Source organism: Enterobacter cloacae complex sp. IR5458, from assembly GCF_049238025.1.
GTDB classification, from domain to species: domain Bacteria; phylum Pseudomonadota; class Gammaproteobacteria; order Enterobacterales; family Enterobacteriaceae; genus Enterobacter; species Enterobacter kobei.
Map to the genome: position 1 here is coordinate 1 of NZ_JBMKIF010000047.1, position 22135 is coordinate 22135.

25 protein-coding genes are annotated in these 22135 nt (G+C 52.5%); 12 read left to right on the forward strand and 13 right to left on the reverse strand.

What is annotated here, in order from left to right:
* Positions 1–175: 175 nt before the first annotated feature.
* The 11 genes from ACOTYN_RS23505 to ACOTYN_RS23555 all read left to right on the forward strand — a co-directional run bounded on the left by ACOTYN_RS23505 (position 176) and on the right by ACOTYN_RS23555 (position 13084).
* Positions 176–781, forward strand: coding sequence for a hypothetical protein (locus ACOTYN_RS23505; protein WP_252070849.1), 606 nt, complete (start codon positions 176–178; stop codon positions 779–781).
* Positions 782–965: 184 nt separating this feature from the next.
* Positions 966–1232, forward strand: a complete 267-nt coding sequence (locus ACOTYN_RS23510; RefSeq protein ID WP_071921998.1) for a PAAR domain-containing protein — start codon at positions 966–968, stop codon at positions 1230–1232.
* A 3-nt stretch (positions 1233–1235) separates the two neighbouring features.
* On the forward strand, positions 1236–2396 hold the full coding sequence (locus ACOTYN_RS23515; RefSeq protein ID WP_071921999.1) for a hypothetical protein: 1161 nt from the start codon (positions 1236–1238) through the stop codon (positions 2394–2396).
* A 181-nt stretch (positions 2397–2577) separates the two neighbouring features.
* The gene (locus ACOTYN_RS23520; protein WP_416173948.1) at positions 2578–5787 is read left to right on the forward strand and encodes an ImcF-related family protein; all 3210 of its coding nucleotides are present in this window, start codon (positions 2578–2580) and stop codon (positions 5785–5787) included.
* Positions 5787–7379 carry a type VI secretion system protein TssA gene (tssA, locus tag ACOTYN_RS23525; RefSeq protein ID WP_332959300.1) on the forward strand — a complete coding sequence of 531 codons (1593 nt, stop codon included), beginning with the start codon at positions 5787–5789 and terminating at the stop codon, positions 7377–7379. The genes ACOTYN_RS23520 and tssA overlap by 1 nt, the downstream gene beginning before the upstream one ends.
* A gap of 20 nt (positions 7380–7399) precedes the next feature.
* On the forward strand, positions 7400–9163 hold the full coding sequence (gene tssF / locus ACOTYN_RS23530) for a type VI secretion system baseplate subunit TssF (protein WP_071922001.1): 1764 nt from the start codon (positions 7400–7402) through the stop codon (positions 9161–9163).
* Positions 9118–10221, forward strand: coding sequence for a type VI secretion system baseplate subunit TssG (gene tssG / locus ACOTYN_RS23535; RefSeq protein WP_045281768.1), 1104 nt, complete (start codon positions 9118–9120; stop codon positions 10219–10221). The genes tssF and tssG overlap by 46 nt, the downstream gene beginning before the upstream one ends.
* Complete coding sequence (gene tssJ / locus ACOTYN_RS23540) at positions 10202–10738, forward strand: type VI secretion system lipoprotein TssJ (RefSeq protein ID WP_074165035.1); 537 nt, start codon at positions 10202–10204, stop codon at positions 10736–10738. Before tssG ends, tssJ begins: the two co-directional genes overlap by 20 nt.
* On the forward strand, positions 10731–11183 hold the full coding sequence (tssE, locus tag ACOTYN_RS23545; RefSeq protein WP_023331001.1) for a type VI secretion system baseplate subunit TssE: 453 nt from the start codon (positions 10731–10733) through the stop codon (positions 11181–11183). Before tssJ ends, tssE begins: the two co-directional genes overlap by 8 nt.
* A 14-nt stretch (positions 11184–11197) precedes the next feature.
* Positions 11198–11668 carry a hypothetical protein gene (locus tag ACOTYN_RS23550; RefSeq protein ID WP_023331000.1) on the forward strand — a complete coding sequence of 157 codons (471 nt, stop codon included), beginning with the start codon at positions 11198–11200 and terminating at the stop codon, positions 11666–11668.
* Between the two features lie 96 nt (positions 11669–11764).
* On the forward strand, positions 11765–13084 hold the full coding sequence (locus ACOTYN_RS23555; protein ID WP_332959304.1) for a VasL domain-containing protein: 1320 nt from the start codon (positions 11765–11767) through the stop codon (positions 13082–13084).
* Between the two features lie 238 nt (positions 13085–13322).
* Here ACOTYN_RS23555 and ACOTYN_RS23560 read toward each other — a convergent pair whose 3' ends face one another.
* From ACOTYN_RS23560 to ACOTYN_RS23610, 11 genes are all read right to left on the reverse strand, one after another.
* Positions 13323–13649 carry a TA system toxin CbtA family protein gene (locus ACOTYN_RS23560; protein WP_007869731.1) on the reverse strand — a complete coding sequence of 109 codons (327 nt, stop codon included), beginning with the start codon at positions 13647–13649 and terminating at the stop codon, positions 13323–13325.
* Positions 13650–13669: 20 nt separating this feature from the next.
* Entirely contained in the window at positions 13670–13987 is a 318-nt protein-coding gene (locus tag ACOTYN_RS23565) for a type IV toxin-antitoxin system YeeU family antitoxin (protein WP_007869729.1), read from the reverse strand.
* A gap of 13 nt (positions 13988–14000) precedes the next feature.
* A complete protein-coding gene (locus tag ACOTYN_RS23570) occupies positions 14001–14228 on the reverse strand; it encodes a DUF987 domain-containing protein (protein WP_013098172.1) in 228 nt (75 codons plus the stop codon).
* Between the two features lie 8 nt (positions 14229–14236).
* The gene (radC, locus tag ACOTYN_RS23575) at positions 14237–14713 is read right to left on the reverse strand and encodes a RadC family protein (RefSeq protein WP_013098171.1); all 477 of its coding nucleotides are present in this window, start codon (positions 14711–14713) and stop codon (positions 14237–14239) included.
* Positions 14714–14728: 15 nt separating this feature from the next.
* Positions 14729–15187: an antirestriction protein gene (locus ACOTYN_RS23580; RefSeq protein WP_013098170.1), complete on the reverse strand. Its 459-nt coding sequence runs from the start codon at positions 15185–15187 to the stop codon at positions 14729–14731.
* A gap of 103 nt (positions 15188–15290) precedes the next feature.
* Positions 15291–15530 (reverse strand): DUF905 domain-containing protein, encoded by a 240-nt coding sequence (locus ACOTYN_RS23585; RefSeq protein ID WP_007869725.1) that lies wholly within the window; start codon positions 15528–15530, stop codon positions 15291–15293.
* 23 nt (positions 15531–15553) lie between these two features.
* Positions 15554–16375 (reverse strand): DUF932 domain-containing protein, encoded by an 822-nt coding sequence (locus ACOTYN_RS23590; RefSeq protein ID WP_007869723.1) that lies wholly within the window; start codon positions 16373–16375, stop codon positions 15554–15556.
* 126 nt (positions 16376–16501) lie between these two features.
* Positions 16502–16798, reverse strand: coding sequence for a permease (locus ACOTYN_RS23595; RefSeq protein ID WP_202402041.1), 297 nt, complete (start codon positions 16796–16798; stop codon positions 16502–16504).
* Between the two features lie 43 nt (positions 16799–16841).
* Positions 16842–17114: a hypothetical protein gene (locus tag ACOTYN_RS23600; protein WP_007869719.1), complete on the reverse strand. Its 273-nt coding sequence runs from the start codon at positions 17112–17114 to the stop codon at positions 16842–16844.
* Positions 17115–17170: 56 nt separating this feature from the next.
* Positions 17171–17908 carry a DeoR family transcriptional regulator gene (locus ACOTYN_RS23605; protein ID WP_044593432.1) on the reverse strand — a complete coding sequence of 246 codons (738 nt, stop codon included), beginning with the start codon at positions 17906–17908 and terminating at the stop codon, positions 17171–17173.
* A 260-nt stretch (positions 17909–18168) separates the two neighbouring features.
* Positions 18169–19053 carry a GTPase family protein gene (locus tag ACOTYN_RS23610; protein ID WP_007869717.1) on the reverse strand — a complete coding sequence of 295 codons (885 nt, stop codon included), beginning with the start codon at positions 19051–19053 and terminating at the stop codon, positions 18169–18171.
* Between the two features lie 81 nt (positions 19054–19134).
* Between ACOTYN_RS23610 and ACOTYN_RS23615 the strand changes: the two genes are divergently transcribed.
* The gene (locus ACOTYN_RS23615; protein ID WP_058691042.1) at positions 19135–20094 is read left to right on the forward strand and encodes a hypothetical protein; all 960 of its coding nucleotides are present in this window, start codon (positions 19135–19137) and stop codon (positions 20092–20094) included.
* Here ACOTYN_RS23615 and ACOTYN_RS23620 read toward each other — a convergent pair.
* The gene (locus ACOTYN_RS23620; RefSeq protein ID WP_015386466.1) at positions 20091–21089 is read right to left on the reverse strand and encodes a hypothetical protein; all 999 of its coding nucleotides are present in this window, start codon (positions 21087–21089) and stop codon (positions 20091–20093) included. The genes ACOTYN_RS23615 and ACOTYN_RS23620 overlap by 4 nt on opposite strands.
* Before the next feature lie 229 nt (positions 21090–21318).
* Positions 21319–21486 carry a helix-turn-helix transcriptional regulator gene (locus tag ACOTYN_RS23625; RefSeq protein WP_044593897.1) on the reverse strand — a complete coding sequence of 56 codons (168 nt, stop codon included), beginning with the start codon at positions 21484–21486 and terminating at the stop codon, positions 21319–21321.
* Between the last annotated feature and the right edge of the window lie 649 nt (positions 21487–22135).

Genomic DNA, 22135 nt, shown 5'->3' on the forward strand with positions numbered 1-22135 from the left:
TGTTATATCCGATGGGACTGTATTTCCTGACTTCGATAAAGTCGATAAGATGAAGGTGGGTAAATAATAATGGAAAGATATTGCATTTAACGTGTGTCGGGTTAATTAACTATCATGCTTATGCGCTAGTATTATGCTTTACGGTTTGATCAATACGGAGAAGAGGTGATGGAAAATGTATAATCAATCAAAAATTATTCTGCTTTCCCTGGTGTTGTTTTCCTCGGCGGGTTGCAGCATAAGTCGGGCCGTAAATAAAACGTTATCTCCACCGGCCGATACAAAATGGGTCAATATTGAAGTAAAAAACCCGTCTCAGTATACGAAACCGTTTCCGCTTGAGGTCAGATACATCTCGTATGAATGCATGAAAAAAAGAATCAGTGGCTTTGATGGCTCCGTTATCACAGAACCCAGCTATAACGTTATTGGGATCCCCATGCAGCAAGAGAGCGGGGATATCTGGAAAGCAAAGGTTGCTATGACCGGTGGTGGCTCGTGTAAATGGACGTTGAGTGCGGTCAATTTAGGTATCGAGTATATAGACGCAACACATCTTGGTAAGGATCTTGTACCCGGTACTGCGGTAGGTGTAACGCTTGCTTTTGATAATGATGCCTCGCGTAATGGACAATTTACCTTTGTCACTGGAAATATAGATTTATCCCCTAAATATTATCCTTACATAAGAGAGAGAAAAATGGGGGGAGAGAGAACAGCTTATCTTTATTTGGTAAAAAAGACTTCCTGTCATTACGTGTCGGAGAGATTAGTTTGGTGAGGTTTTCTCCTGAAATAGATGAGGGGAAAATAACAAAATTTGTCGGGTTAGAAAAAAAATAAAAGGTAAATATCCCCAAATTATTTATCCGGATGGAAGTATTGCCCCTGAAAAAACGCTTTTCCCTGATTTTGATAAAGTTGACAAGATGAAAATTAATTGATTTTTTTATCGAGAATGAAATATGGCAAAAGGTCTGGTTTTACTTGGTGACAAAACGTCTCATGGTGGGAAAGTGATTTCCGCCTCTTCCGCTATGACAGTTGACGGAAAAAAAGCAGCATTAGTCGGGGACATGGTGAGTTGCCCGATTGAAGGTCATGGCACAAATCCAATTGTAGAAGGATCACCGCATCGGACATTCAATGGTCGCGCTGTTGTCGTCGATGGCTGCAAATGCCAGTGCGGTTGTACTGTAATTTCAAGTGCTCAGAACAGCACGGTAGGATAATCAATGGGCTGGGAAAGGACGAAAGCAACAACAATGGAGTTGCCTCCTGAGCCATCTTTAACGGGATGGCTGTTGGCAGGTGGTGTTGCCGCGGTTGTGGGTATTTTGCTGTTTATCTTGCATGCATCAGGCATGGTTAAGGCACTGGCTGTATTCAATATCTGGTGGCTGGCATCCAGCCCGGTTCTTGGCTGGTTTTTCCTGTTTTGTTTGCGGGGATGGTTGTGGGGCAGAACGGTCAATGAACATCAGTTTTTGCAGAAGGAAGCTGAATACGGACAGCAACAGTGGGAAGCCTGGGCTGGACGCTATCTGGCCGTACTTGGAAGCAGCATACTGCTACCTTCCGGAGTGACCTCTTACGCCATTGCCAAATCAGATGCTGCAGACGGGCCGCAATTTCTTTCACTGACCTGCCATTTTGATGCGCAATCAGCGAAGTCCACTTCCTTACTCGAACAGGGTCTGGCCGGTGTACAAAGCGCGATCGCTATGTTGCCTGCGATAGTGCCGTTCAATGTTACCATTGTGAGCGACTTGACTTCGCCGGACTTTGAGACACGGTTTCGTGAATCATGGGGAAGAATTTACCCTGGTCGTGTGCTGACAGGTTCGGTTTCGTTTTGTAAAACTCTCTCTTTTGCCTGGATCGAAGAGCGCCTGAAAAATCCCGTTTTCGATATCGATCTGATCCTGATATTGCAGCATCAGGGTGCTGAACAGTATTCCGATGCACTCGCAGCGATGGTACTTACCAGCGATGATGTTGCTGAAAAATACCAGCTTTCACACTCTGCCCGCATATTGCGACCGATGCCGCTGGACATGACTAATTTCAGGGCTGATATAGGTTTGTTCCTCGAAACACAAACGATCGCCTGTCAGACGTCAAACGTGTTTTGTGATTACGGGCACTGGAATGGCTGGTTTGCTGATCTAATGACCGCGTCTCAATCGCATCTGACACCATGGGTGCCCCAGGAAATTGATGTACTGGAAAAATATAACGGAATTCCAGGGGGCGGGAGTGCGTGGCTTTTAGCCACATTACTGGCCGACATAGTGTTCGTCAGCAACAAACCTGTTTTAGGGCTGTTTACCTCAGGTGCTGATCGTTTTGTCAGTACTGTTACCTCAGGGAGTGGAAATAATGATGCCGGGTAGTACATGGAGCAGAGGGGGGCTTGTCGGCATAATAGCCTGCATCTCAGCGATTATAGTGGCCTTGATCCTGCATTTGGGGCCCTCGTATGGCCTTGATACCCGACTGAAGCAAGTGCTTGCATTTGTTGCCGTATGGATAGTATTGCTAATTGTTTTCTATACGCCGTTCATGTTCCGGTACATGCGGGAAAAGTATCACCGCTGGCGGGAGCAGAAGAACAATGCGTTGCCTTCTGATGAATCAAGAGTTGCCCTGACTCCGCCTCGCAATGTCACCGTTGATACCATCCGCCTCGCCATGCGCAACCTCTACGGTCGCCGCTGGGGCTGTAAAACGCGCATTCTGCTGATAACTGGCCCCGCCGCTGAAGTGGAGCAACTGACCCCAGGCCTGACGGGCCAGCTCTGGCAGGAAGACCGGGGCACGCTGTTGCTGTGGGGCGGCGACCTCAATACCCCAGCCGACAGTGCCTGGCTGACCGCGCTGCGTAAACTGCGCCATCGCCCGGCTGACGGACTGGTGTGGGTGACCTCGGCTTTTGACCAACTCTCAGTACCAGGGCTGGAGCAGCCGCCGCCGGTACCGTCAGAAAGCACCATGGATTCCCTGTCTCATGCCATCAGCAGCCGCATGGATGCGCTGGGCTGGAAGCTTCCGCTGTATGTCTGGTCCCTGCACCCGCGCGCCGGTAAACCGGAAGGTCGCATTACTCAGGCGACTGGCTGTCTGTTGCCTGCCGATTGTCGTACCGAAGCGCTGGCAGAGCAACTCTCCGCCCTGACGCCAGATCTGACTTCACAGGGTCTGCAGCAGACCTGCAGTGAGGTGAAACATAACTTCTTACTGACGCTTGCCGACCAGCTCATTCGTGAGCCACAGAGTGTGACCGCACCGCTGTCGGTGATGCTTAATCCGTACCGCCCGCTGCCGCTGGCGGGCATCGCGTTCAGCCAGCCTTCAGCTGGTACTGAGCGCAGCGTTCAGCACCACTGGGGCATGGATAAACGCTGGGATGTGCTGCCTGAATCTGTTCGGATGCTGCCTGTCGGACTGCGTCCGCGCAAACCGGGCATTCCATGGCGTAAAGTGTTTGCATCGGTTGTCGCCCTGGCGATGATGGGCTGGGCTGTGTGGATGGGCATCGCATATGTCACCAACCGCAGCCAGATTGACGGTGCTAATGTACAGGCCGCACTTGCCGCCCGACAGAATCAGCCGCTGGAGCAGCGCCTGCATGCCCTGTCTGAACTGCAGAAAACCCTGGCTCGTTTGCAATACCGTTCAGAGCATGGCGTGCCGTGGTACGAGAAGGCCGGGCTGAGCCAGAACAACGCCCTGCTGGCGGCACTCTGGCCGCGTTATCAGGATAGCGCACTGCCGCTGTTGCGGGATGCATCTGCAAACCATCTGCAAAAACAGATTAATGCCTTTAATGCACTGCCGCCGGACAGCCCGCTGCGTGAGCAGATGGCAAAAACCACTTATGACCAGCTCAAGCTCTACCTGATGCTGGCCCGTCCGGAACATATGGATGCCGCCTGGTTCAGCTCTGCTTTGCTGAACGACTGGCCCAAGCGTAACGGTGTGAAAGACGGGGTCTGGCAGGGGATGGCTCCCTCTCTGTTGTCGTTCTGGGGCGCGCAACTGATTGCGCATCCGGAGTGGAAACTCCGTACTGATGAGGGCATGGTCAGCCAGGCGCGTTCCCTGCTGGTTCGCCTGATGGGCGTGCGTAACAGTGAATCAACGCTGTACCAGAAGATGCTCTCTCAGGTGGCGCACCTGTATGTCGATATGCGCCTCGAAGATATGACCGGGGATACCGATGCATCCCGTCTGTTCAGCACCACCGAAATTGTGCCGGGCATGTTTACCCGCCAGGCCTGGGAGCAGGCGGTGCAGCCCGCTATTGAAAAAGTGGTGAAAGCTCGCCGGGATGAACTCGACTGGGTGCTCACGGACAGTAAGCGTCAGGTGAATAAACAGGATGAAACCTCACCGGAAGCGCTGAAGCAACGCCTGACGGAGCGTTACTTCGCCGACTTTGGTGGTGCCTGGCTGGAGTTTCTGAACAGTCTGCGCTGGAACCAGGCCGCGACGTTGTCGGACTCCATTGACCAGCTGACGCTGATGGCCGATGTGCGCCAGTCCCCTCTTGTGGCGCTGATGAACACCCTCAATGTGCAGGGACGCACCGGACAGACCAGCGAGGCGATTTCTGACTCCCTGGTGAAATCCGCGAAGAACCTGCTGGGCGGTGACAACAAAGATGCCTTTGACCAGAGTGCCGGTGTTCACGGGCCGCTGGATGCGTCCTTTGGTCCGGTACTGGCCCTGATGGACAAGAGCCGCACCGGTGCGCAGGAACTGAGCCTGCAGTCGTACCTGACCCGCGTGACGCAGGTCCGTTTGCGCCTTCAGCAGGTGACCAACGCCGCCGACCCGCAGGCGATGACTCAGACCATTGCCCAGACGGTATTCCAGGGAAAAGCCGTGGATCTGACTGAAACCCGTGACTACGGCAGTCTGATCGCCGCCGGTCTGGGGCAGGAGTGGAGCGGATTTGGGCGGACGGTGTTTGTGAATCCCATGGAGCAGGCCTGGCAGCAGGTGCTGACCCCGGCGGCCGACAGCCTCAATGCCCAGTGGCAGCAGGCCGTCGTGGCTGAGTGGAACAGTGCTTTTGGAGGCCGTTATCCATTTAACAACTCCAGCAGCGATGTTTCTCTTCCGCTGCTCGCCAAATACCTCAACGCGGATTCCGGGCGTATCGCCCGGTTCCTGCAGACCCGCCTCAAAGGTGTGCTGCACAGAGAGGGCAACCACTGGGTACCTGACAGCATCAACTCGCAGGGCCTCGCCTTTAACCCGGCATTCCTCAACGCCATTAACACCCTGAGTCACATTTCGGATGTGGCCTTCACCGAAGGCAATGCTGGCATGAACTTTGAACTGCGCCCGGGCACAGCCGATGGTGTGATGCAGACCGACATGATTATCGACAGCCAGAAGCTGACTTATGTGAACCAGATGCCGGCGTGGAAGCGCTTCACCTGGCCTGCTGATACTGAAGCCCCGGGGGCCAACCTGAGCTGGATTAGCACGCAGGCCGGGACCCGTCAGTACGCCGATATTCCGGGTAGCTGGGGGCTGATTCGCATGCTCGATAAAGCCAGCGTAAAAGCATATCCGGGCGTGGGCAGCAGCTACAGCCTGAGCTGGAAGGCCCCGGACGGTCGCATGCTCAATTATACCCTGCGTACTGAAGCGGGTGAGGGGCCGCTGGCGCTGCTGAAGCTGCGTAACTTCCGCCTCCCGGAAACCATATTCAGCACGACCGGCGCTGCGGCATCAGGTCAGGTCGCCAGCGATGCAGAGGAGGTCTACTGATGAGTACGCTGAACACGTTACTGAGTGCCTGTCAGGCAGAAGAGGAACCATTACTTGTAGCAACCCGTGAGCGTGTGGCGCAGTGGGATAACTGGCTGCAGCCACTGTCCGGACCCTCGCCCGCTGGCGAAGACCCAGGCTATGACGATGACTTCCAGCAGATGCGAGAAGAGGTCAATAAACTCTCCGGCGCGGATATCGAACTCATCTGTCGTCTGGCGGAGAAGCTGCTGACCACCACTGCCAAAGACATTCGCATCGCGACGTACTACTGCTGGGCAAAGCTGCATCGTGAAGGCGAGCAGGGGCTGGCTGAGGGCCTTGAACTACTGACCGGACTACTGGAGCGCTTTGGACCACAGCTGCACCCGCAGCGTGACCGCAGCCGTAAGGCCGCGCTGGAATGGCTGGGCGGTTCGCGTATGACTGACAGCCTCTCTCTCTACCCGGAAGTCGTCAGGGAAAATGCGGAACGTACCACCGGTGCACTGCTGTTGTTAGCACATCTTACGGAGAAAGAAGCGGAAGAAACCCGCCCGGAGCTCAATGCGCTGTATGGCGCGCTAGAAAGCCGGTTGCAGAAAGGCGGGGGCGTGGATGCGGTGGTGCCACAGAATGTCTGCAGCGAACCGCAAAACCCGATCGGTCACAGCGATGCCCCGTCAATCGGGCGGATCACCTCCGGTCAGGATTTGCTGGCCCAGGCCCGCACCCTCACCGAATACCTGCGTGAACAGCCGGATGGCTGGCTGTCAGCTCACCATCTGATGAAAAGCCTGCGTCATGACACCCTGCGGGCCATTCCGGCACCGGATGCACAGGGGCGTACCCGTATCGAACCGACAAGAGCAGACCAGCGTGCGTTGCTCAAGCGTTTGTATCTGCAGCAAAACTGGGCTGAGATGCTGGAAACGGCGGACAGCACCTTTTCCCGCGGTGCCAATCACCTGTGGCTGGATTTGCAGTGGTACATTCACCAGGCGCTGACGAAATCAGGTCAGGACACTCTGGCTGGCATCATTGCTGCCGACCTGAAAGGACTGCTGACCCGCCTGTCCGGGCTGGAGACGCTGGCGTTCAGTGACGGTACGCCGTTTGCGGACGAAGTGACGCTGAACTGGATCCAGCAGAGCGTGCTTGATACCACGGGCGGGTGGGGCAACGACACGCCATCAGTCCCGGTCACCGCCGGTAACGATGACATTCTGGCGCTGGAGCCGGAAGCCGTGGCACTGGCCGACAGTGAAGGCCTGGATGCCGCGCTGGGCTGGTTGCAGACCCGGCCGGGCATGACCACCGATCGTCAGAAGTGGCTGTTGCGCCTGCTGATGGGTCGCATTGCTGAGCAGTACGGAAAAAATGACCTGGCGGTGCATCTGTTTGCAGAGCTGGGTGAGCGTGCAAGAGAAGTGACCCTCAGTGAGTGGGAGCCAGAGCTGCTGTTTGAGGTACAGGCCCGCCATCTGAAACTCCTGCGCCTGAAAGCCGGTCGCAGCGAGGCTGACAAAGCACGCCTTACGCCGGTGATGGACCAGCTGCTGGCCGGACTGATAACCGTTGACCCTGCTCGCGCCGCCGTACTTTGCGGTTAGATCCACAGGAATATGAATAAATGGAAGATTTAACCCTGCGTTATTACGACGCAGAAATGCGCTACCTGCGTGAAGCCGCGAAAGAGTTCGCGCAAACCCACCCCGATCGGGCAGCAATGCTCGACCTGGATAAGGCTGGTACACCCGATCCGTATGTTGAACGTCTGCTTGAAGGGTTTGCCTTCTCAATGGGGAGGCTGCGCGAAAAAATTGACGACGACCTGCCGGAACTGACGGAAGGGCTGGTCAGCATGCTCTGGCCACACTACCTGCGCACCATTCCGTCCCTCTCGGTGGTGGCACTGACCCCGGCCCTGCATTCCATGAAAATGGCGGAAGTGGTGCCCGCGGGTCTTGAGATATATTCCCGTCCGGTAGGGCCGAAGAACACCGTCTGTCGCTACCGCACCACCCAAGATGTGATGCTCAATCCCCTGAGCGTTTCGGGCATTACCATGACCACTGAGCCCGACGGTCGTTCGCTGTTGCGGATGCGTTTTGCCTGCAGCAGCCAGGCAGACTGGTCCGGAGCTGACCTTAGCCACCTGAGCCTCTATCTCGGGGCGGATGCACCCGTCAGCAGCCAGCTGCACCTGATGCTGACCAGGCGTCAGGCTGCCCTGTATATGCGTCTGCCCGGGCAGACCGACCGTATTCGCCTCGACGGGTATTTCTCGCCGGGTGGTTTTGCGGAAGAAGACAGCCTGTGGCCGAAGGGCGATACCGCCTTCAGTGGTTACCAGCTGCTGCTGGAGTATTTCACCTTCCGTGACAAGTTTATGTTTGTTCACCTCAACGGCCTGGATGGCATTACACCGCCTGCCGGAGCGGAGTATTTCGACATCGAAGTCGTGTTCAGCACACCGTGGCCATCAGAGCTGCCGGTCACCGATGACGCGGTTCGTCTGCACTGTGTGCCGGTGATTAACCTGTTCACACTGGAAGCTGACCCGCTCACCATTACCGGGCTTGAAAGTGAGTACCTGCTGCGCCCCAAACGTCTGCAGGACGGACACACCGAGATTTATTCGGTGGATTCGGTGACAGGCTCAAACCGGACCAGTGATGCAGAGTATGTGCCGTTCAGCAGCTTCAGGCACAAGGGCGGGATGATGCGCCGTCATGCACCACCCCGTTACTTCCACACCCGTGTGAAACGCAGCGTCACCGGGCTGTATGACACCTGGCTTATCCTCGGTGGCCACCAGTGGGAAGATGACCGCTTGTTTGAGCGTGAAGCTGTCTCGCTGCAAATCACCGGCACCAACGGCCAGCTGCCGCGCCGTGCGCTACAAAGCACGCTGCTTGACCGTTGTGAGCAGGTGGTCAGTACACAACTTTCAGTACGCAACCTCTGCAAACCAACGCTGCCTGTTTACCCGCCAGCGGAAGACCGTTTCCACTGGCGGGTGCTGAGCCACCTTGGCTCCGGATTCCTGAATATGATGAGCACCGCTGAAGTGCTGCGCGGGACGCTTGCACTGTATAACTGGCAGGAAGATGAACTGAACACCCGACGCCTGGAGGCGATTCAGCAGGTGGCGCATCATCGCCTTCAACGTTTTGAGCAGGGTTACCTCCTGCGGGGGCTGGATATCGAAGTGACCCTCGACAGCAACGGCTTCACTGGTGAGGGCGATATTCACCTGTTCGGCGAAATGCTCAACCGATTCTTTGCGCTTTATGCCGATATGAACCAGTTCAACCAGTTCACCCTCATCGTACAGCCAGAAGGAAAATGTATCCGGTGGAAAGAGAACCACAGTCCGCGCCTGCCCGGCTGATAGCGCTGCTGGGTGACCGGCTGCCATACATGAATTTTTACCGTTTCTGTCGGTTGCTGGAGCAGAGCCAGCCGGATAAACCGGTCACCGGCAGCACATGGCAGGTACGGCATGAGCCGGTGCGCTTCCGGCCCCATCCAGGCATGAGTTTTCCGGCATCTGAAATCAAAGGGATTGAGCAGCCTGAGTATCCGCATCTTCCGCCGACTGTACGTATCACCTTTATGGGGCTCTACGGCGTGGAGTCTCCACTGCCGACGCACTATATCGATGACATTACCCAGCGACGGGAAGGGTATGAGGCCACCGCGGATTTCCTCGATATCTTTAACCATCGGCTGATTACCCAGTATTACCGTATCTGGCGTAAATATTCATACCCGGCGACTTTCGAAGAAGGCGGTAAGGACAAAACCTCGCAGTACCTGCTGGGACTGGCCGGGCTCGGGATTAACGGCTGCACGGACAGTATCGCGACCCCGGCTTCGCGCTTTCTGGCACTGCTGCCGGTCATGTTACTGCCGGGGCGTACCGCAGAAGGCATGGCCTCGCTGGTGCGCCTGCTGGCACCCAACACGCAGGCGAAAATCTGGCACCATGACAAACGCCGTGTGCCGCTGAAGAAGCCACTGACCATGAGCGTCAGCCAGCCCGTCTCCCTGACAAATCGCCCGGTGATGGGCAGCTATGCCACCGATGTGAACAGTCAGGTACTGATGCGTCTGTACACCTCGAATCCGGCTGAAGTACAGGGCTGGTTACCAGGCGGCGAGCTTCACACGGATTTAATGGCATTGCTGCATGTGTATCTTGGGTCACGGCTCGACGTTCGCCTGCAGTTGTGTGTCGATCGTAGCCTGTTGCCGGACGCGACAATGAGCATTAAACCTGAGGTCGGCGCAGTACAGTTGGGCCGCACCGCCGTAATGCGGCCGCTAAATGCGGCGAACACTGCCGCACATTGCAAAACAATAACCATCAATCTTGGCCGCTATGAGCGGGTACAGGAAAATATACACCGCAGGGAGACCGATGAAGATGGCGATTACCGCTGGTAAATTTCCTCTGGCTGCGCTGGCCGCCGGTATCACACTGATGCTGACGGGCTGTGGGCTGACTCAAAAAGTGACTGACGGCACCGTTGCTGTGACCAAATCTATTTTTTATAAGCAGGTAAAAATTCTCCACCTCGATATCCGTGCCCGCGAGGCCGTGAACAACAACGCCGGTGGTGTAGCACTGTCGACAGTGGTGCGTATTTATCAACTTAAAGACCGTAAGACCTTCGACAGCACGGACTACCCGTCTCTGTTTAAAGCCGATAGTGAGGCCATTAATGCAGATCTGGTGGCAGAGAAAGATATCCGCCTGCAACCGGGCGGTGCTGCGACGGTGGATATGCCAATGGAGGAGGACGCTCAGTTCGTGGCAGTGGCAGGGATGTTTATGTCGCCGGACCAGACGAACAATACCTGGCGCGTTGTGCTGAGCCGTGATGATCTTGATCCGGATAAAGCACGGGTTATTGAGGCGGGCAACAACCGATTGACCCTGCAGGTGCTGAAAGATGAGTGAGTCATCCAGTCCTTCACTTTATGAAACGCTTTACGGCAATTTCACCGGCGGCTTAGATCTTCATCAGGTCAGCGAGGAAAATCAGGTCATTCTGTCGGTACTGGATAACATGCAGCGCGTTCTCAACTGCCGCGCCGGCACGCTGGCGCATCTGCCCGACTATGGCCTGCCGGATATGACCAAAATCCTCCAGGGTATGCCAGGTACCGCCCATGAACTGATGGGCACCCTGTCGGCTGTCCTGCTCAAATATGAACCCCGCCTGAAAAGGATAGATGTGGTCCTGCTGGAGCAAAACGTACCTGGCGAGCTGCGTTATGCCATTGATGCTGAGCTCAAAGGTATCGGCCTGGTGCGCTACGGCACCGAGTTTATGCCGGAAGGGCGGGTTCTCCTGCGGCATCTTAAGCAACAGCAATATCTCGATACGAAAACTCGTCTGTAAGGCCAGAAAACACCATGTCAGTAAAATCACAGTTCCTCAAAAAACTACAGGCCAGACAGCCAGTTCCGGTTTCGTTTACCAGTAAAACTCAGGCCGATATTGCAGCGTTCCGCCAGCGAATGGCACAGCTTCAGGAGCAAATGGACGCGTGGCTGACAGGTACCGGACTGAATATGGAGCTGTTCACTGCATCGGTCACGGACCTGCTGGTGGAGGGCGGGGCTTTTGACATTCCCGGTATCGTCCTGCATTACGACGACCGGTCTGTAACGTTTACGCCGGTATTTTTGTACGGTCAGGGCGTGACCGGATGTGTGGAAGCGGCCTTTCACACTAAAGGAAGCATATCGTCACTGGGGCGTTTATTTATGCGTTCAGGTACGGTGAGCGACTGGACCTATACTCCGGCGGGTGCATTATCACGTTCTGGACAGCGTTTTGATGAGAGCACATTTTTTGGTCTGATTTTGGCGCTTCTGCCATAGCTGCGGGTACTGCAGCCCCCTCTGAATATGCAGCACGCGAAGCCGCATAAACGACGACCTTCACTCACTCCTGATACGCCAAATGGACGACTGGCCATGAATGACATTATCCCACGTAAAATCAAAACCGGCGGCGACCCGCGCACGCTACCGGACTATACCGCCCTGCGTGATGAGCTGAGTAAGCTCACCCATCCGGCGCGTCCAGACGTTAACTGGCAGCATGTCGAGAAACTTTGTCTTTCACTGTTTGAGCAGAACGGCGTGGAGCTTCAGACGCTGGCCTGGTACACGCTGGCTCGGACGCAGCTGGCCGGATTATTCGGGCTCAATGAAGGTCTGGCGATACTGGAGGCGCTGATTAGTCATCAGTGGGGGGCGATGTGGCCACAGCCGGTTCATGCCCGCATGGAAATCCTCAGCAGTCTGAGTCAGCATCTGCAGCAACGGATGCGCTCGCTCCCGCTCAATTACAGCGACCTCAGCCAGCTGTACCAGGCTGAGCAACGGCTCACCGCGCTGGGAGAGGTGCTGCAGCGCCTGGAGCTTAAGCATCATAGCCAGCTGGATACGTTGCGTACCCTGATGCACAACAGTGCTGTCCGGCTGGAAAACAGCGAGGGAGCAACCGTCTCTGCCAGTAGTCCTGTTGAAGAAGATAACGCCCGGAGCGAAGCAGTAAAATGGGTGTATGTCGCACAGTCGGAGTACCCGGCGAATGTTGACGTTCAGACGGCAATACCCGGTCCGATGAAAAAGTGGAAATCTTTCGTCGCCGGGATGGGGACCATGCTGGTGATAAGCGCACTTGCATTATGGAGTTGGCAGTATCTTCACCGTACTGACCCGCTACAGGCTCAGCTTGCAGCCTCATTGTCACCTTTGCCTGTACCTCTGTCACCAGAACAGCTTAAAACGTTGCGCCAGCAATCTTCGTTACCGAAAACGGCGATCGCGCAAACGCAGCAGCAACTTGCCCAGCTGGATAAATTGCCTCCTGACTGGAGTATGACTTACAGCCGAAAACTCACGGAACAGGCTGAGATGTTGTGGCCGGAGCAGGCTAAGCCTCTGGTGCAGCAGTGGCAGCAGCAACGGAATGCCGCGGCGTTACCAACAGAACAACTGAACGGCTGGCATCAGGGGATGGCAACGCTGGAGAAGTTGAGTCACCGCCTGAACGGTCTGGATGAGCAGAAGGGGAAATACATGACCGTCAGTGAGCTGAAGTCAGTGGTTTTTTCCGCTATGCAGTCATTTAATCAATCGATACCGGCTGAAGAACAGCTCCGACGACTGTCGCAGTATCCTGCTGGAAATGTACTTCCTGAAGGGGAGAAGACTCAACTTGAGCTGCATTTAAAACAACTGGCAACACGTTATGCTCAAATAAAACAGGACGCCTCTGCTCAATGAGTTGATGGGGCGAAATTGGCTGAAAAAAGAGAGAAAGGTCAAAGTGTCCCCTGCAGACTTCGAATATGTATGGTTTATTTGTTGATAGTTAAGGTTTATTTGTTGTTAATAAAGTTAAGGGGCCCCCAATAAGGCCCCCAAAAGTTATTTTGACAGAATTCATTGAATAATAACTAACCGTCTTTGGTTCGATTCCGCTTAATAGATATCGTACTCGAAAACTTCATCTTACCATATCTCAATGAGATCCTCGTAAAAGACCTATTGCCTGTCTTGCCCTCAGAATATCGACAGCCCGAAGGTAAGGGGATTGTTCCTGCCAGCGAAATCCCTTCCTGTCGATACGGACCAGTTCGTATTTTTCCACCAGAAAATTCACGGCATCTGACAGGGTGATACCGGCATCGATATGTTGCTGTATAACAACTTCATCGCTGAATGGGGTGTCGTTTATTGTCAGACCGTAGTGCTGTTCCAGCAAACGCGCCAGTAACATTTGCCAGACAGCCACGGGTGACAGGCAGGGCTTCGCTGCCCGCTGAGTTGTTGCAGGTAAAGTTTTCATGTTTGCTCTCGTGAAGGTAATTAACGCTGAGTGGGATAAATGGCGATGTATACGTAGCCGCAACTGCCAAGGGTGTCGGCTTCACAGGTAAAACCGTTGTGGTACAGGGTGACGCAGTGGGCATGTTGGGGGCTGAGTTCACCGGTGGTCAGCATCGATTCCATCTGGCGGATAAAGTGTGGGAATGTGTCATCCAGCTTCCGGCATTCGGCGTCACTGAACATACCGGTGATGCTGGCCCGGTCAGCCAGGTAGTGCAGCCGGTTGCCCTCCTGTACCAGACGGGCTCCCAGGCGCGGCGTGATAGCCCGCTGCAGGCCCCAGATGATGTGGGTCATGGGGGCTCTCCTTTTATTGTAAGTTCAGGGTAATACTCATCAGGCAGGCATAAGGCCCGTTGCGGTCCTGGCGGCGTTCGGCGTATACCGCGAGGACTCCGGTGATATCCGGAACGTCCCTGCCGGTGTAATGACAGACGCTGCCGTGCCACTGATATTTTCCGCTGCTGTAGCGAAAGATCCGGGACTCAGGATGCTGGCGGTATATCGTCATTGCCCGGCGTTTACTGATAATTTTCATGTCATACCTCACAACAGACCGTGTTCTGCGAACGAATAGATTTGCCTGCCGCCAACAATCAGGTGGTCAGGGACGCGGATATCCACCAGCTGAAGCACCTGCACCAGTCGCTGCGTGAGGGCTTTGTCAGCCTGGCTGGGTGTTGTCTCACCGGAAGGATGGTTATGCGCCAGTATCACCGCCGCCGCGTTGAAATGCAGAGCACGTTTGACCACTTCCCGGGGATGGACTTCAGTGCGGTTAATCGTGCCGGTGAAGAGCGTTTCATGGGCAATCAACTGATTCTGGTTGTCCAGATACAGCACCCGGAACGCTTCCCGCTCAAGTGCGGCCATATGCAGTCGCAGCCATTCACGGACAGCATGGGTGGAGGTGAAGGCCACGCCGGGCTCATGCAGGTGCCGGTCCAGCGCCCTGAGCGCCCGCTGGATGAGACGCCGGTCGTGTGGCGTCATCTCGCCGGGTAAAAAGGAAAGCTGTTTCATTCGTTGTTCCTCCGGTCAGTCGATGATACGCAGAATGGCGTGGGCTTCAGGATGCTGCAGGGCGTAGTCCCGCAGGCGGTAGAAGTGTGCGGTCATTGCATCGCATTCGGTGCGACAGGCATGGTGGCTGTATTCAATCAGGCAGACCGCGATACCGGCGGCTTCTGCACTCATATCTGCATCGTTGCCATTCAGACAGTTAAACAGATGCCATTTATCGTCACTGTCATACTCGGGGGCCATAAATGCCCCGCTGTTGCTCAGGGTGTGGAACGACCAGATACCACCGCCGTAGGTCGTACAGAAGCGGTCCATCCAGGCGAAGATATGCGGCTCCAAGGTTAGCCACTGCGGTATGCTGCCGAAGTGTTGCGGCCAGAAATCGATACGCTGTTCATCGGGGACTGGCGTGACGGTCAGTTCAAATTCGGGTTGGTTAGCGGGTGCGAGGTCGTACTGCGTCTGCGTTGTCATGGATATGTCTCCGTCAATAAAAAACGCCAGCGGCGAGGGCTGGCGTATGGGGTTAACAAAGCGTGTTCGGGAAGGTGAGATGTCGCGGGTAAATGCTTCGGGGTCAGCGGGTAACGGTGTCTTTGTGGATGCCATACTGCCGGATGTAGCCGTTAAGACCTTCACCGGCATCCGGTTCAAAGTTCCATGCCCGCCAGACCGTCCGGCCTTCGGTGTCGCGAACCACCAGGCGGAAGTGACTGCCCTGGTCGTCTTCAATGGTGATATTACGGTACAGACGGATAAGGGTTTCGGCCTGCTGACGTGAGAACGAACCGGGAGGCAGGGTTAACGATTCAGTCATGGTGACTCCGGATAGTCAGCGTGTCAGGACGCTAGGTGCAGCATATTCTCCGCCATGACCCAGAGCGCCCGGTTGAGCTTCACGTCCCCGTCAATCCCCTTTACCGCACGGGTATGAGCTCGCTTGCCTTTGGTCGTTCTGCCCGGCAGACCGCCCTTAATCAGATTCTCCTGAATGCGCTGGTAGGTGGTCCACAGGTCGTTACTCTCATCCTGCCAGCGGCGTGGGGAAAGTATCTGTGATTCCGTCACCGGCTGGTGGTCTTCGCGAAAGCGGTACGTGAGCGCCGCTTTGGCCAGTGCCTGCTGTGCTGGTGGCGGTAACAAAAGCGATTGCATGGCATCGCGCTTCTCCTCCACACGGTCGAATATCCCCAGTACTTCGTAAGCCCCTTCAATGACTTTCTCCACCACATTGCCTTTATGTGGCACACGTACCTCACCAAAACTCTCACCGCAAATCAGCCCGTTCTGGCAGACTGCACGAAACAGCCCCGGCAGCATCTGGTATGAGCTGGAGCCGTCATGACTGTTAAGCAGGATGATTTCAGGGACCTGTTTGCCAGTGATCTGGCCTTCGCGACGCAGGCGCAGCATGTGTTTGGTGTGCTCTCGCTTGCTCTGGTCCCGAACCCGGGTCTGGCAGGCAAAAAATGGCTGGAAGCCTTCGCGCTGAAGGTTATCGAGAAGGGTAATGGTCGGAATACAGGTATAACGATCACTTCGGGACTCATGCTTGTCTTCGCTGAACACACTTGGTACATAATGCATTAACTCCTCACGGGTTAACGGACGGTCACGGCGAATAAGATTTACCGCACCAAAGCGGCTGGCTAATCGGGTCATGGCGAGACTCCTGTGAGAAAAAAACAAACGAAAACGGCCTGCTCAACTGAGCAGGCCGTGGTAGGGGGTTAAACAGCAAAGTGTGCGGAAGGGGGAATACCCGTCGTTGAGTTTGTCGCGGGAGGCTCAGGCCCGGATACCCAGTATGCTCATGGCGACTATAAATCCGATGAACCAGCCAATAAACTGGGGCAATACCGCCCAGAGCAGACGGGCCTGAATGACGGCACCGGTACTTCCGTAAACCGCATCCGGCATGATCCATTTTCGGATGAGATTACCCAGCCAGACGCCCAGGCCCGGCAGGACACACTGCAGCACGGCGGCCCATGCTGAATACCCGAACCCGACAATACGGGTATCAACAACCGTGATAATCAGCCCCACTAGGGTTGACAGGCTGAGACAAAGGCTCAAAGGCATAGCAGCCCTCCTTAAACATGGCAATTTCCATAAACTCAGTGAGTTAGTTTGTTCTGTCGTAAAACAGCCCGTCGTTCCGGTTGCGAAACATCATGCCTTGGCAGGTATAGGGCATGTCCAACTGGACATATTTTCGGGTGACCATACTCTGATACGTGCAGATTTTCTGTGCCCCGCCCGCGGCGCTGTTCTCCGTTCTGACCAGACGGAATGCCTCGTAATCACTGTATCCAGCCTGGGCTACGGTGGGGATAAAAAGACTGACACTGCTGAGGGCCAGGGCGCTGGCAATCATGCGACGATAACGCGGATGCATACGGTGTTTCCTTATTAAGTAGGTAATAGACAACAATGAAAGGGATGGCCTGATGGTCACCCCGTCGTGTTAGTTGCAGCAGGGCTCTTCTCCTCTGTTAAAGGTGGCGCAGAATGGGATGCAGCCATCACGTCGTGCATGACCGGGAAATGAGGCAGCGCCCGGATGAAGGCCACCTGACGGGTGAGTTGACATACCGTATCACGACGCTCGAAGCCCTCACTCAGGACGGTGATGGCGGTGATCCCGGACAGCGGCAGAACAACGCTCCTTCCGTGCTGCTCACCGACCAGATACAACGCTCCCTCAAGGAAAATAAGCCGGTACGGTGCCAGGTGTTCAGCCCGCACACCGTCAGCCAGTTCCCGGATGCACTGCTGCTGAATGATGGTATCGACCAGTCGGGAAAAGAGACCGGGGCGGACGGGGGCGCTTTCGGCGTCCTCCTGCCAGACCAGACAGGATGAGATATCCTCACTGTCCGTTAGCGTGTTTACCAAGCGAAGGTCCGTTTCTGGAAACACCTGCTGAAGCCCAACATTGCGCATAAAGCACAGGGTTCCCGGGGCACGCTGTGCCATACCGGGATCTGACAACAATCGGCAGTGCCCATGACGGTACTCAAGGTTCAGATATATCAGCCGCTCACGAAAATCGCGGCGCAGGGTGCGTACCGAGACACCAAACTCGACTGCCAGTGTCTTCACGCTCAGTGTTTCGCCTGCCAGCAGACGACTGATAATGAGAGACAGTCTGACCGCCAGTCGGTCATAGCGGTGCTCAGTCTGTGACATGGCATGTTCTCCATCGTGATGAACGTATTGAAAAAGATGTGATTACTGTAAACAGGGGGAGGGTCAGGGTATGGACAGGGCGAAAAATATTTTTATCACCCGTCAGTACCGTACGGGCTGCGGCACTGACTGTATTCAGTCTGTTTTTTAACCGGATACACCACACCTAAAATGGACAGGGTGTGTCCGGCAAACGGAGAGCGAATGCAAGGTGCACACATAGTGGTGCATTTGCTCACGGGATAACGGCATTTCAGCCGTCAGAAGAAAAACCGCCAGACACTGCGGGCAACAGAGACCACCGCACTAATCACGGTACTGACCACCGCATTCACTGCGGAGGGAAGGGACAGCTCCGACAGGGTGTGTGTCATCACGTCGCTGACCGTATCGCCAAAATCCTGTTGCGCCTGCGCCTCAATTTTTTGCGTGCGGTATTGTGGTCTGATGACCGAACTGACGGCACTGCTGGCGCGGGCAGGCAGTGAGCGAAACAGCACCTCCACCAGCTCAGGCAGATGCCAGCCAGTGGCTGCTGATACGGTGATCACCGGGAGTGCCGGGTGGTTGAATAACGAGCACACCGCGCGCTGCTTTTCCTTCAGGTGTTTTAACTGTTGCTCTGAAGGTTGATTAAGAAAGCCGCTCCATTCACGGGAAGGCTCGATTTTATCGGCTTGGGTCAGGACAAAAAGCACCTTATCCCTCCCAGCACTGCCTGGTGACAGCATCCGAAAATAAAAATCACAGTCGGGGGTCAGTGCCCGGTCATCGGCTTTAATCAGCCAGAGCACCAGGTCCAGCTCCGGCCAGATACGTTGATACAGTGCCTGATACTCTTCATCCCGCTCCGGGCTTTCGCCCACCCCGGGCAGATCAATCAGCGTCACCTGGCGTTCACCTGCCTGCAGCGTAAAACGCTGTGGCTCACGGGTACACGCAGTGGTATGACTGACGGCCGAGACCGTGCTGCGAAACAGTGCGTTACACAAACTCGACTTCCCAGCACCAGTCTTTCCCATTATGCCGATGATGGGCTGGTAATGAATAATGTCGTGCAGACGTTTAGTGACTTCCTCTGCAACATTGCTGGGCAGCAGACTAAGTGGCGAATACAGCTGATTTAATTCTTTATTGCATTTCATTATGTCACCTTATCAATTGATTAAGAAAGCATCGCTTGCCTCTGTCAATCTGGTGATATATATTTAAAGAAAATTTAAATCGTGAATAAAAAAATGAAAAGTCACAATCAAGAAAAAGCAAAAAAAGAAGTTCTGGAATTCATTAAAAAGAACAAAGCACTATACTCCAGGCGTATATCAACCTATAAAAAAGAAGAGTTAATGAATGCATTCTACTGCAGAGAGTTATTCTTTAACTGTGAAAGAGCAATCAAACGCATGGAAATAAACAGCATGGATTTTGATAATAAAAAGCTTTCTGACAGCCAAAAGAGAACTCTGCGAAACAAATTCATGCAAAACGATTCAAATAAGGAAAAGTTAAAAACGTTGTCAACACGCATCGAAAACCTTGATATTTTAAAGCAAGACAATGTGGATTTAATTATCTGGAAACAAAACCCCAGACAGGCTGTGCAAAAACTTACCTTTGAAAGGATTTTTAATGAATCCAGAAATGCACATCCCAGTATAAAGGAGCACATGCGTTTTCTTGAAGCATGCCATGCATGCTTCCCCTTCACTCCTAATGATTACCCTAATGCCCGAAGCGCCAATCCTGAGTTAAGCTCTGTTTTTAATAAAATCAATCATCTGACCAGCCAAATCATTCCAGATAATTATCCTTACTCAACTGAAATGGCCTCTTTATCTAATTTATGGATTACAATTGATCTTCGTTACTCTGATTATATTCTCTCCAGCCAAATTGCAGGCATCATCAAACTCGAAAGGCAGTCATATCCAAAACAAGTGCAAAATGATATAGATAATTGGCTGAGTTTTGAAACAATAAAAAGGAAATTGCTCACACTTGACACATTCGTTATCATCGATGCTTTAATATTGAGCGCAGCTAAAGGCGTAATCTTAAAAAACACTGAAATAAACAACTCACTTAATTCCTCAGGCACTGAGTTGCGTAATATCAAGAACGCGATCGATTATTTCATGGATATACTTAGCGATGAACTTGATAATAATGAATTCACACCTCACTAGCATTTGCGAATCCACCTCGGATAGCCCTCATCGGAAATGTAGGAGGGTTTAACCGCAAAAAACTTCGCATAAATGTCTAATATACTCTCTTTAGCAGACGCAGGATCGCTAACAGATATTGACAGGTGTTTTTTACAATACCGCCTAAACAGAGATAGTGAAGAAAAAAGCGCACGTACCCTTAACATTGTTTTCTTCCCATTTTCCATTACCCACACGAACCTCTTAATTCTGGATAAAAAGCGTTCAGGATCGCCTCGCAAATAAGCATGAAAGAAAGCAAGTGCAATCATATCAAAGTAGCAGGTAATAAAAGTGACACGCTTACCTTTAAACTTAATTATTTTGTTTCGAAAAAGCTTACATATGTATTTCAGACAATAAAGGATGGTTCTTTCTTTTAAGCGAATCAGTTCCGCATTCAATAGATCAAAAATAAAAACCTGGTTGAAAACTGCGTCAGCATTTAAATATCTGCTTTGTCCATTTTTTATTCTTGGCAGCTTGCCAATTTTACAAAACAATGCATTAACTTCATCGTCTGAATAATTTCTAACGATAGAATTGATGAGACTATGCGGCATATCCTTCCTTTTCTTACTTAGAGAATGACCATTAAACATCTCAAAAGCATCATTTTCAGGGATTTTATCTTTATTCATTTTGTTTATAAATGAAGGTGCAATCATAATGTTCTCTGGTACATTCATCCCTCCTTTTGAATTTGGATACTTATGACTTAAATCCAGCTTAATAAATGGAGTTAGTTTGTGTTCATTTTTTTTGCAGTTGCCTCGTATTTTCTTTTTCAAAAAATGGCTACATGGAATCTGTAATCGGGATTTAATTCGGTATAGTGAAATGATGTTGGCGATATCCTCAAGACCGTTAATTGAATTCAATTGCAATGGATTGTTTTTAATAAACCCCTCTGTGTTAAGCCAGTACGAGTGATTATGGATTTCAGTTTTATCAGAATCCTTAAGGGTTCTCATACCAATCCCTTTGCATTTATTTGAGCAAAATTTATTATTTCTCGTTTCAGAGAAATTAGCACCACAAACTTTACAGCGAATGTCTTTCTTTACATTCCTTTTTCGGCTCAATTCCTTCCGTCTATTAAAGTGGATATAACAAAGCCTGACACCATATTCATAGCTAATAGATGCTATATTCTCTTTGCACCCTTTTCTGCAACATATTGCCATTACATACCGTCCATGTTCACTTCACGCGGTTTTCCAACCATTCGTGTATGTCACTTAGCCTCCAACGAGAACTTCTGCCAAGTTTTATTGGCTTCATAAATTCTCCGTCCTGAATTTGCTTATAAATCCATTTATCAGTGACTTTCAGCGTTGCTGCGATCCACTTCATATCTACAAGTTGCATGTCATTGTTTTCACTTCTTTCCACACTGTTCTCCTGATGTGCCGCCCTTTCGCAAGATACTGGCTGTATAGGGCCACAAAGTGCAGGCAAAAGATCGCTCTAGAAATTGTCTTGACAATTCACTTCAGTTGCGAACTAGAGGGGAGGAAACGATTGATGGTGTAGTCTTTGTAAGATGCTCCGATAAAACCGCCTAAGTTGATCATGCAAAATGATCAAATGAGACCTGCCATTAAAGTAAAAATGGTAAGATTCAGGTTGCTACCCACGCAGCATTTACTAGTATTTAAATCTTACAAACAGATCAAGATTGGAATATAAATTCAAACATTAATTAAAAACCCAGCCAATCAAACCAAATAAATAAAAATTAAAGATATATTTAAAGTCAGCGTAACCGATATATGGACAGCTATATCAAACAACATCTTGCTGCAGATTGCTGAACATTGATTGCATGTTGAATGGAAGGCATCAGCTATACCACCGCAGTAAGTTGCGACAGGTGTTACCTGCTGCTTGTTACAAGGCTGACTAATGTAGTGCTGGAAACATTACAGATTGAGTGCTGTGACCTAAATCGGCTATTGACTCTGACCTGCTCCCCGTTGATTAGTACACCCCGATGTTAGTAATGTCTTCATAAGCC

Bases quoted from the DNA above. Each gene is read 5' to 3' on its own strand.
- ACOTYN_RS23565 (WP_007869729.1), bottom strand. From the start codon at position 13,987: ATGACCCACATCATCTGGGGCCTGCAGCGGGCTATCACGCCGCGCCTG.
- ACOTYN_RS23570 (WP_013098172.1), bottom strand. From the start codon at position 14,228: ATGAAAATTATCAGTAAACGCCGGGCAATGACGATATACCGCCAGCAT.
- ACOTYN_RS23620 (WP_015386466.1), bottom strand. From the start codon at position 21,089: ATGAGAACCCTTAAGGATTCTGATAAAACTGAAATCCATAATCACTCG.
- ACOTYN_RS23625 (WP_044593897.1), bottom strand. From the start codon at position 21,486: ATGCAACTTGTAGATATGAAGTGGATCGCAGCAACGCTGAAAGTCACT.
- ACOTYN_RS23595 (WP_202402041.1), bottom strand. From the start codon at position 16,798: ATGCCTTTGAGCCTTTGTCTCAGCCTGTCAACCCTAGTGGGGCTGATT.
- ACOTYN_RS23520 (WP_416173948.1), top strand. From the start codon at position 2,578: ATGCGGGAAAAGTATCACCGCTGGCGGGAGCAGAAGAACAATGCGTTG.
- ACOTYN_RS23590 (WP_007869723.1), bottom strand. From the start codon at position 16,375: ATGACCCGATTAGCCAGCCGCTTTGGTGCGGTAAATCTTATTCGCCGT.
- ACOTYN_RS23550 (WP_023331000.1), top strand. From the start codon at position 11,198: ATGTCAGTAAAATCACAGTTCCTCAAAAAACTACAGGCCAGACAGCCA.
- ACOTYN_RS23510 (WP_071921998.1), top strand. From the start codon at position 966: ATGGCAAAAGGTCTGGTTTTACTTGGTGACAAAACGTCTCATGGTGGG.
- tssA (WP_332959300.1), top strand. From the start codon at position 5,787: ATGAGTACGCTGAACACGTTACTGAGTGCCTGTCAGGCAGAAGAGGAA.
- ACOTYN_RS23560 (WP_007869731.1), bottom strand. From the start codon at position 13,649: ATGAAAACTTTACCTGCAACAACTCAGCGGGCAGCGAAGCCCTGCCTG.
- ACOTYN_RS23610 (WP_007869717.1), bottom strand. From the start codon at position 19,053: ATGAAATGCAATAAAGAATTAAATCAGCTGTATTCGCCACTTAGTCTG.
- ACOTYN_RS23585 (WP_007869725.1), bottom strand. From the start codon at position 15,530: ATGACTGAATCGTTAACCCTGCCTCCCGGTTCGTTCTCACGTCAGCAG.
- radC (WP_013098171.1), bottom strand. From the start codon at position 14,713: ATGAAACAGCTTTCCTTTTTACCCGGCGAGATGACGCCACACGACCGG.
- ACOTYN_RS23605 (WP_044593432.1), bottom strand. From the start codon at position 17,908: ATGTCACAGACTGAGCACCGCTATGACCGACTGGCGGTCAGACTGTCT.
- ACOTYN_RS23515 (WP_071921999.1), top strand. From the start codon at position 1,236: ATGGGCTGGGAAAGGACGAAAGCAACAACAATGGAGTTGCCTCCTGAG.
- tssE (WP_023331001.1), top strand. From the start codon at position 10,731: ATGAGTGAGTCATCCAGTCCTTCACTTTATGAAACGCTTTACGGCAAT.
- tssG (WP_045281768.1), top strand. From the start codon at position 9,118: ATGTATCCGGTGGAAAGAGAACCACAGTCCGCGCCTGCCCGGCTGATA.
- tssJ (WP_074165035.1), top strand. From the start codon at position 10,202: ATGGCGATTACCGCTGGTAAATTTCCTCTGGCTGCGCTGGCCGCCGGT.
- tssF (WP_071922001.1), top strand. From the start codon at position 7,400: ATGGAAGATTTAACCCTGCGTTATTACGACGCAGAAATGCGCTACCTG.
- ACOTYN_RS23600 (WP_007869719.1), bottom strand. From the start codon at position 17,114: ATGCATCCGCGTTATCGTCGCATGATTGCCAGCGCCCTGGCCCTCAGC.
- ACOTYN_RS23580 (WP_013098170.1), bottom strand. From the start codon at position 15,187: ATGACAACGCAGACGCAGTACGACCTCGCACCCGCTAACCAACCCGAA.
- ACOTYN_RS23555 (WP_332959304.1), top strand. From the start codon at position 11,765: ATGAATGACATTATCCCACGTAAAATCAAAACCGGCGGCGACCCGCGC.
- ACOTYN_RS23505 (WP_252070849.1), top strand. From the start codon at position 176: ATGTATAATCAATCAAAAATTATTCTGCTTTCCCTGGTGTTGTTTTCC.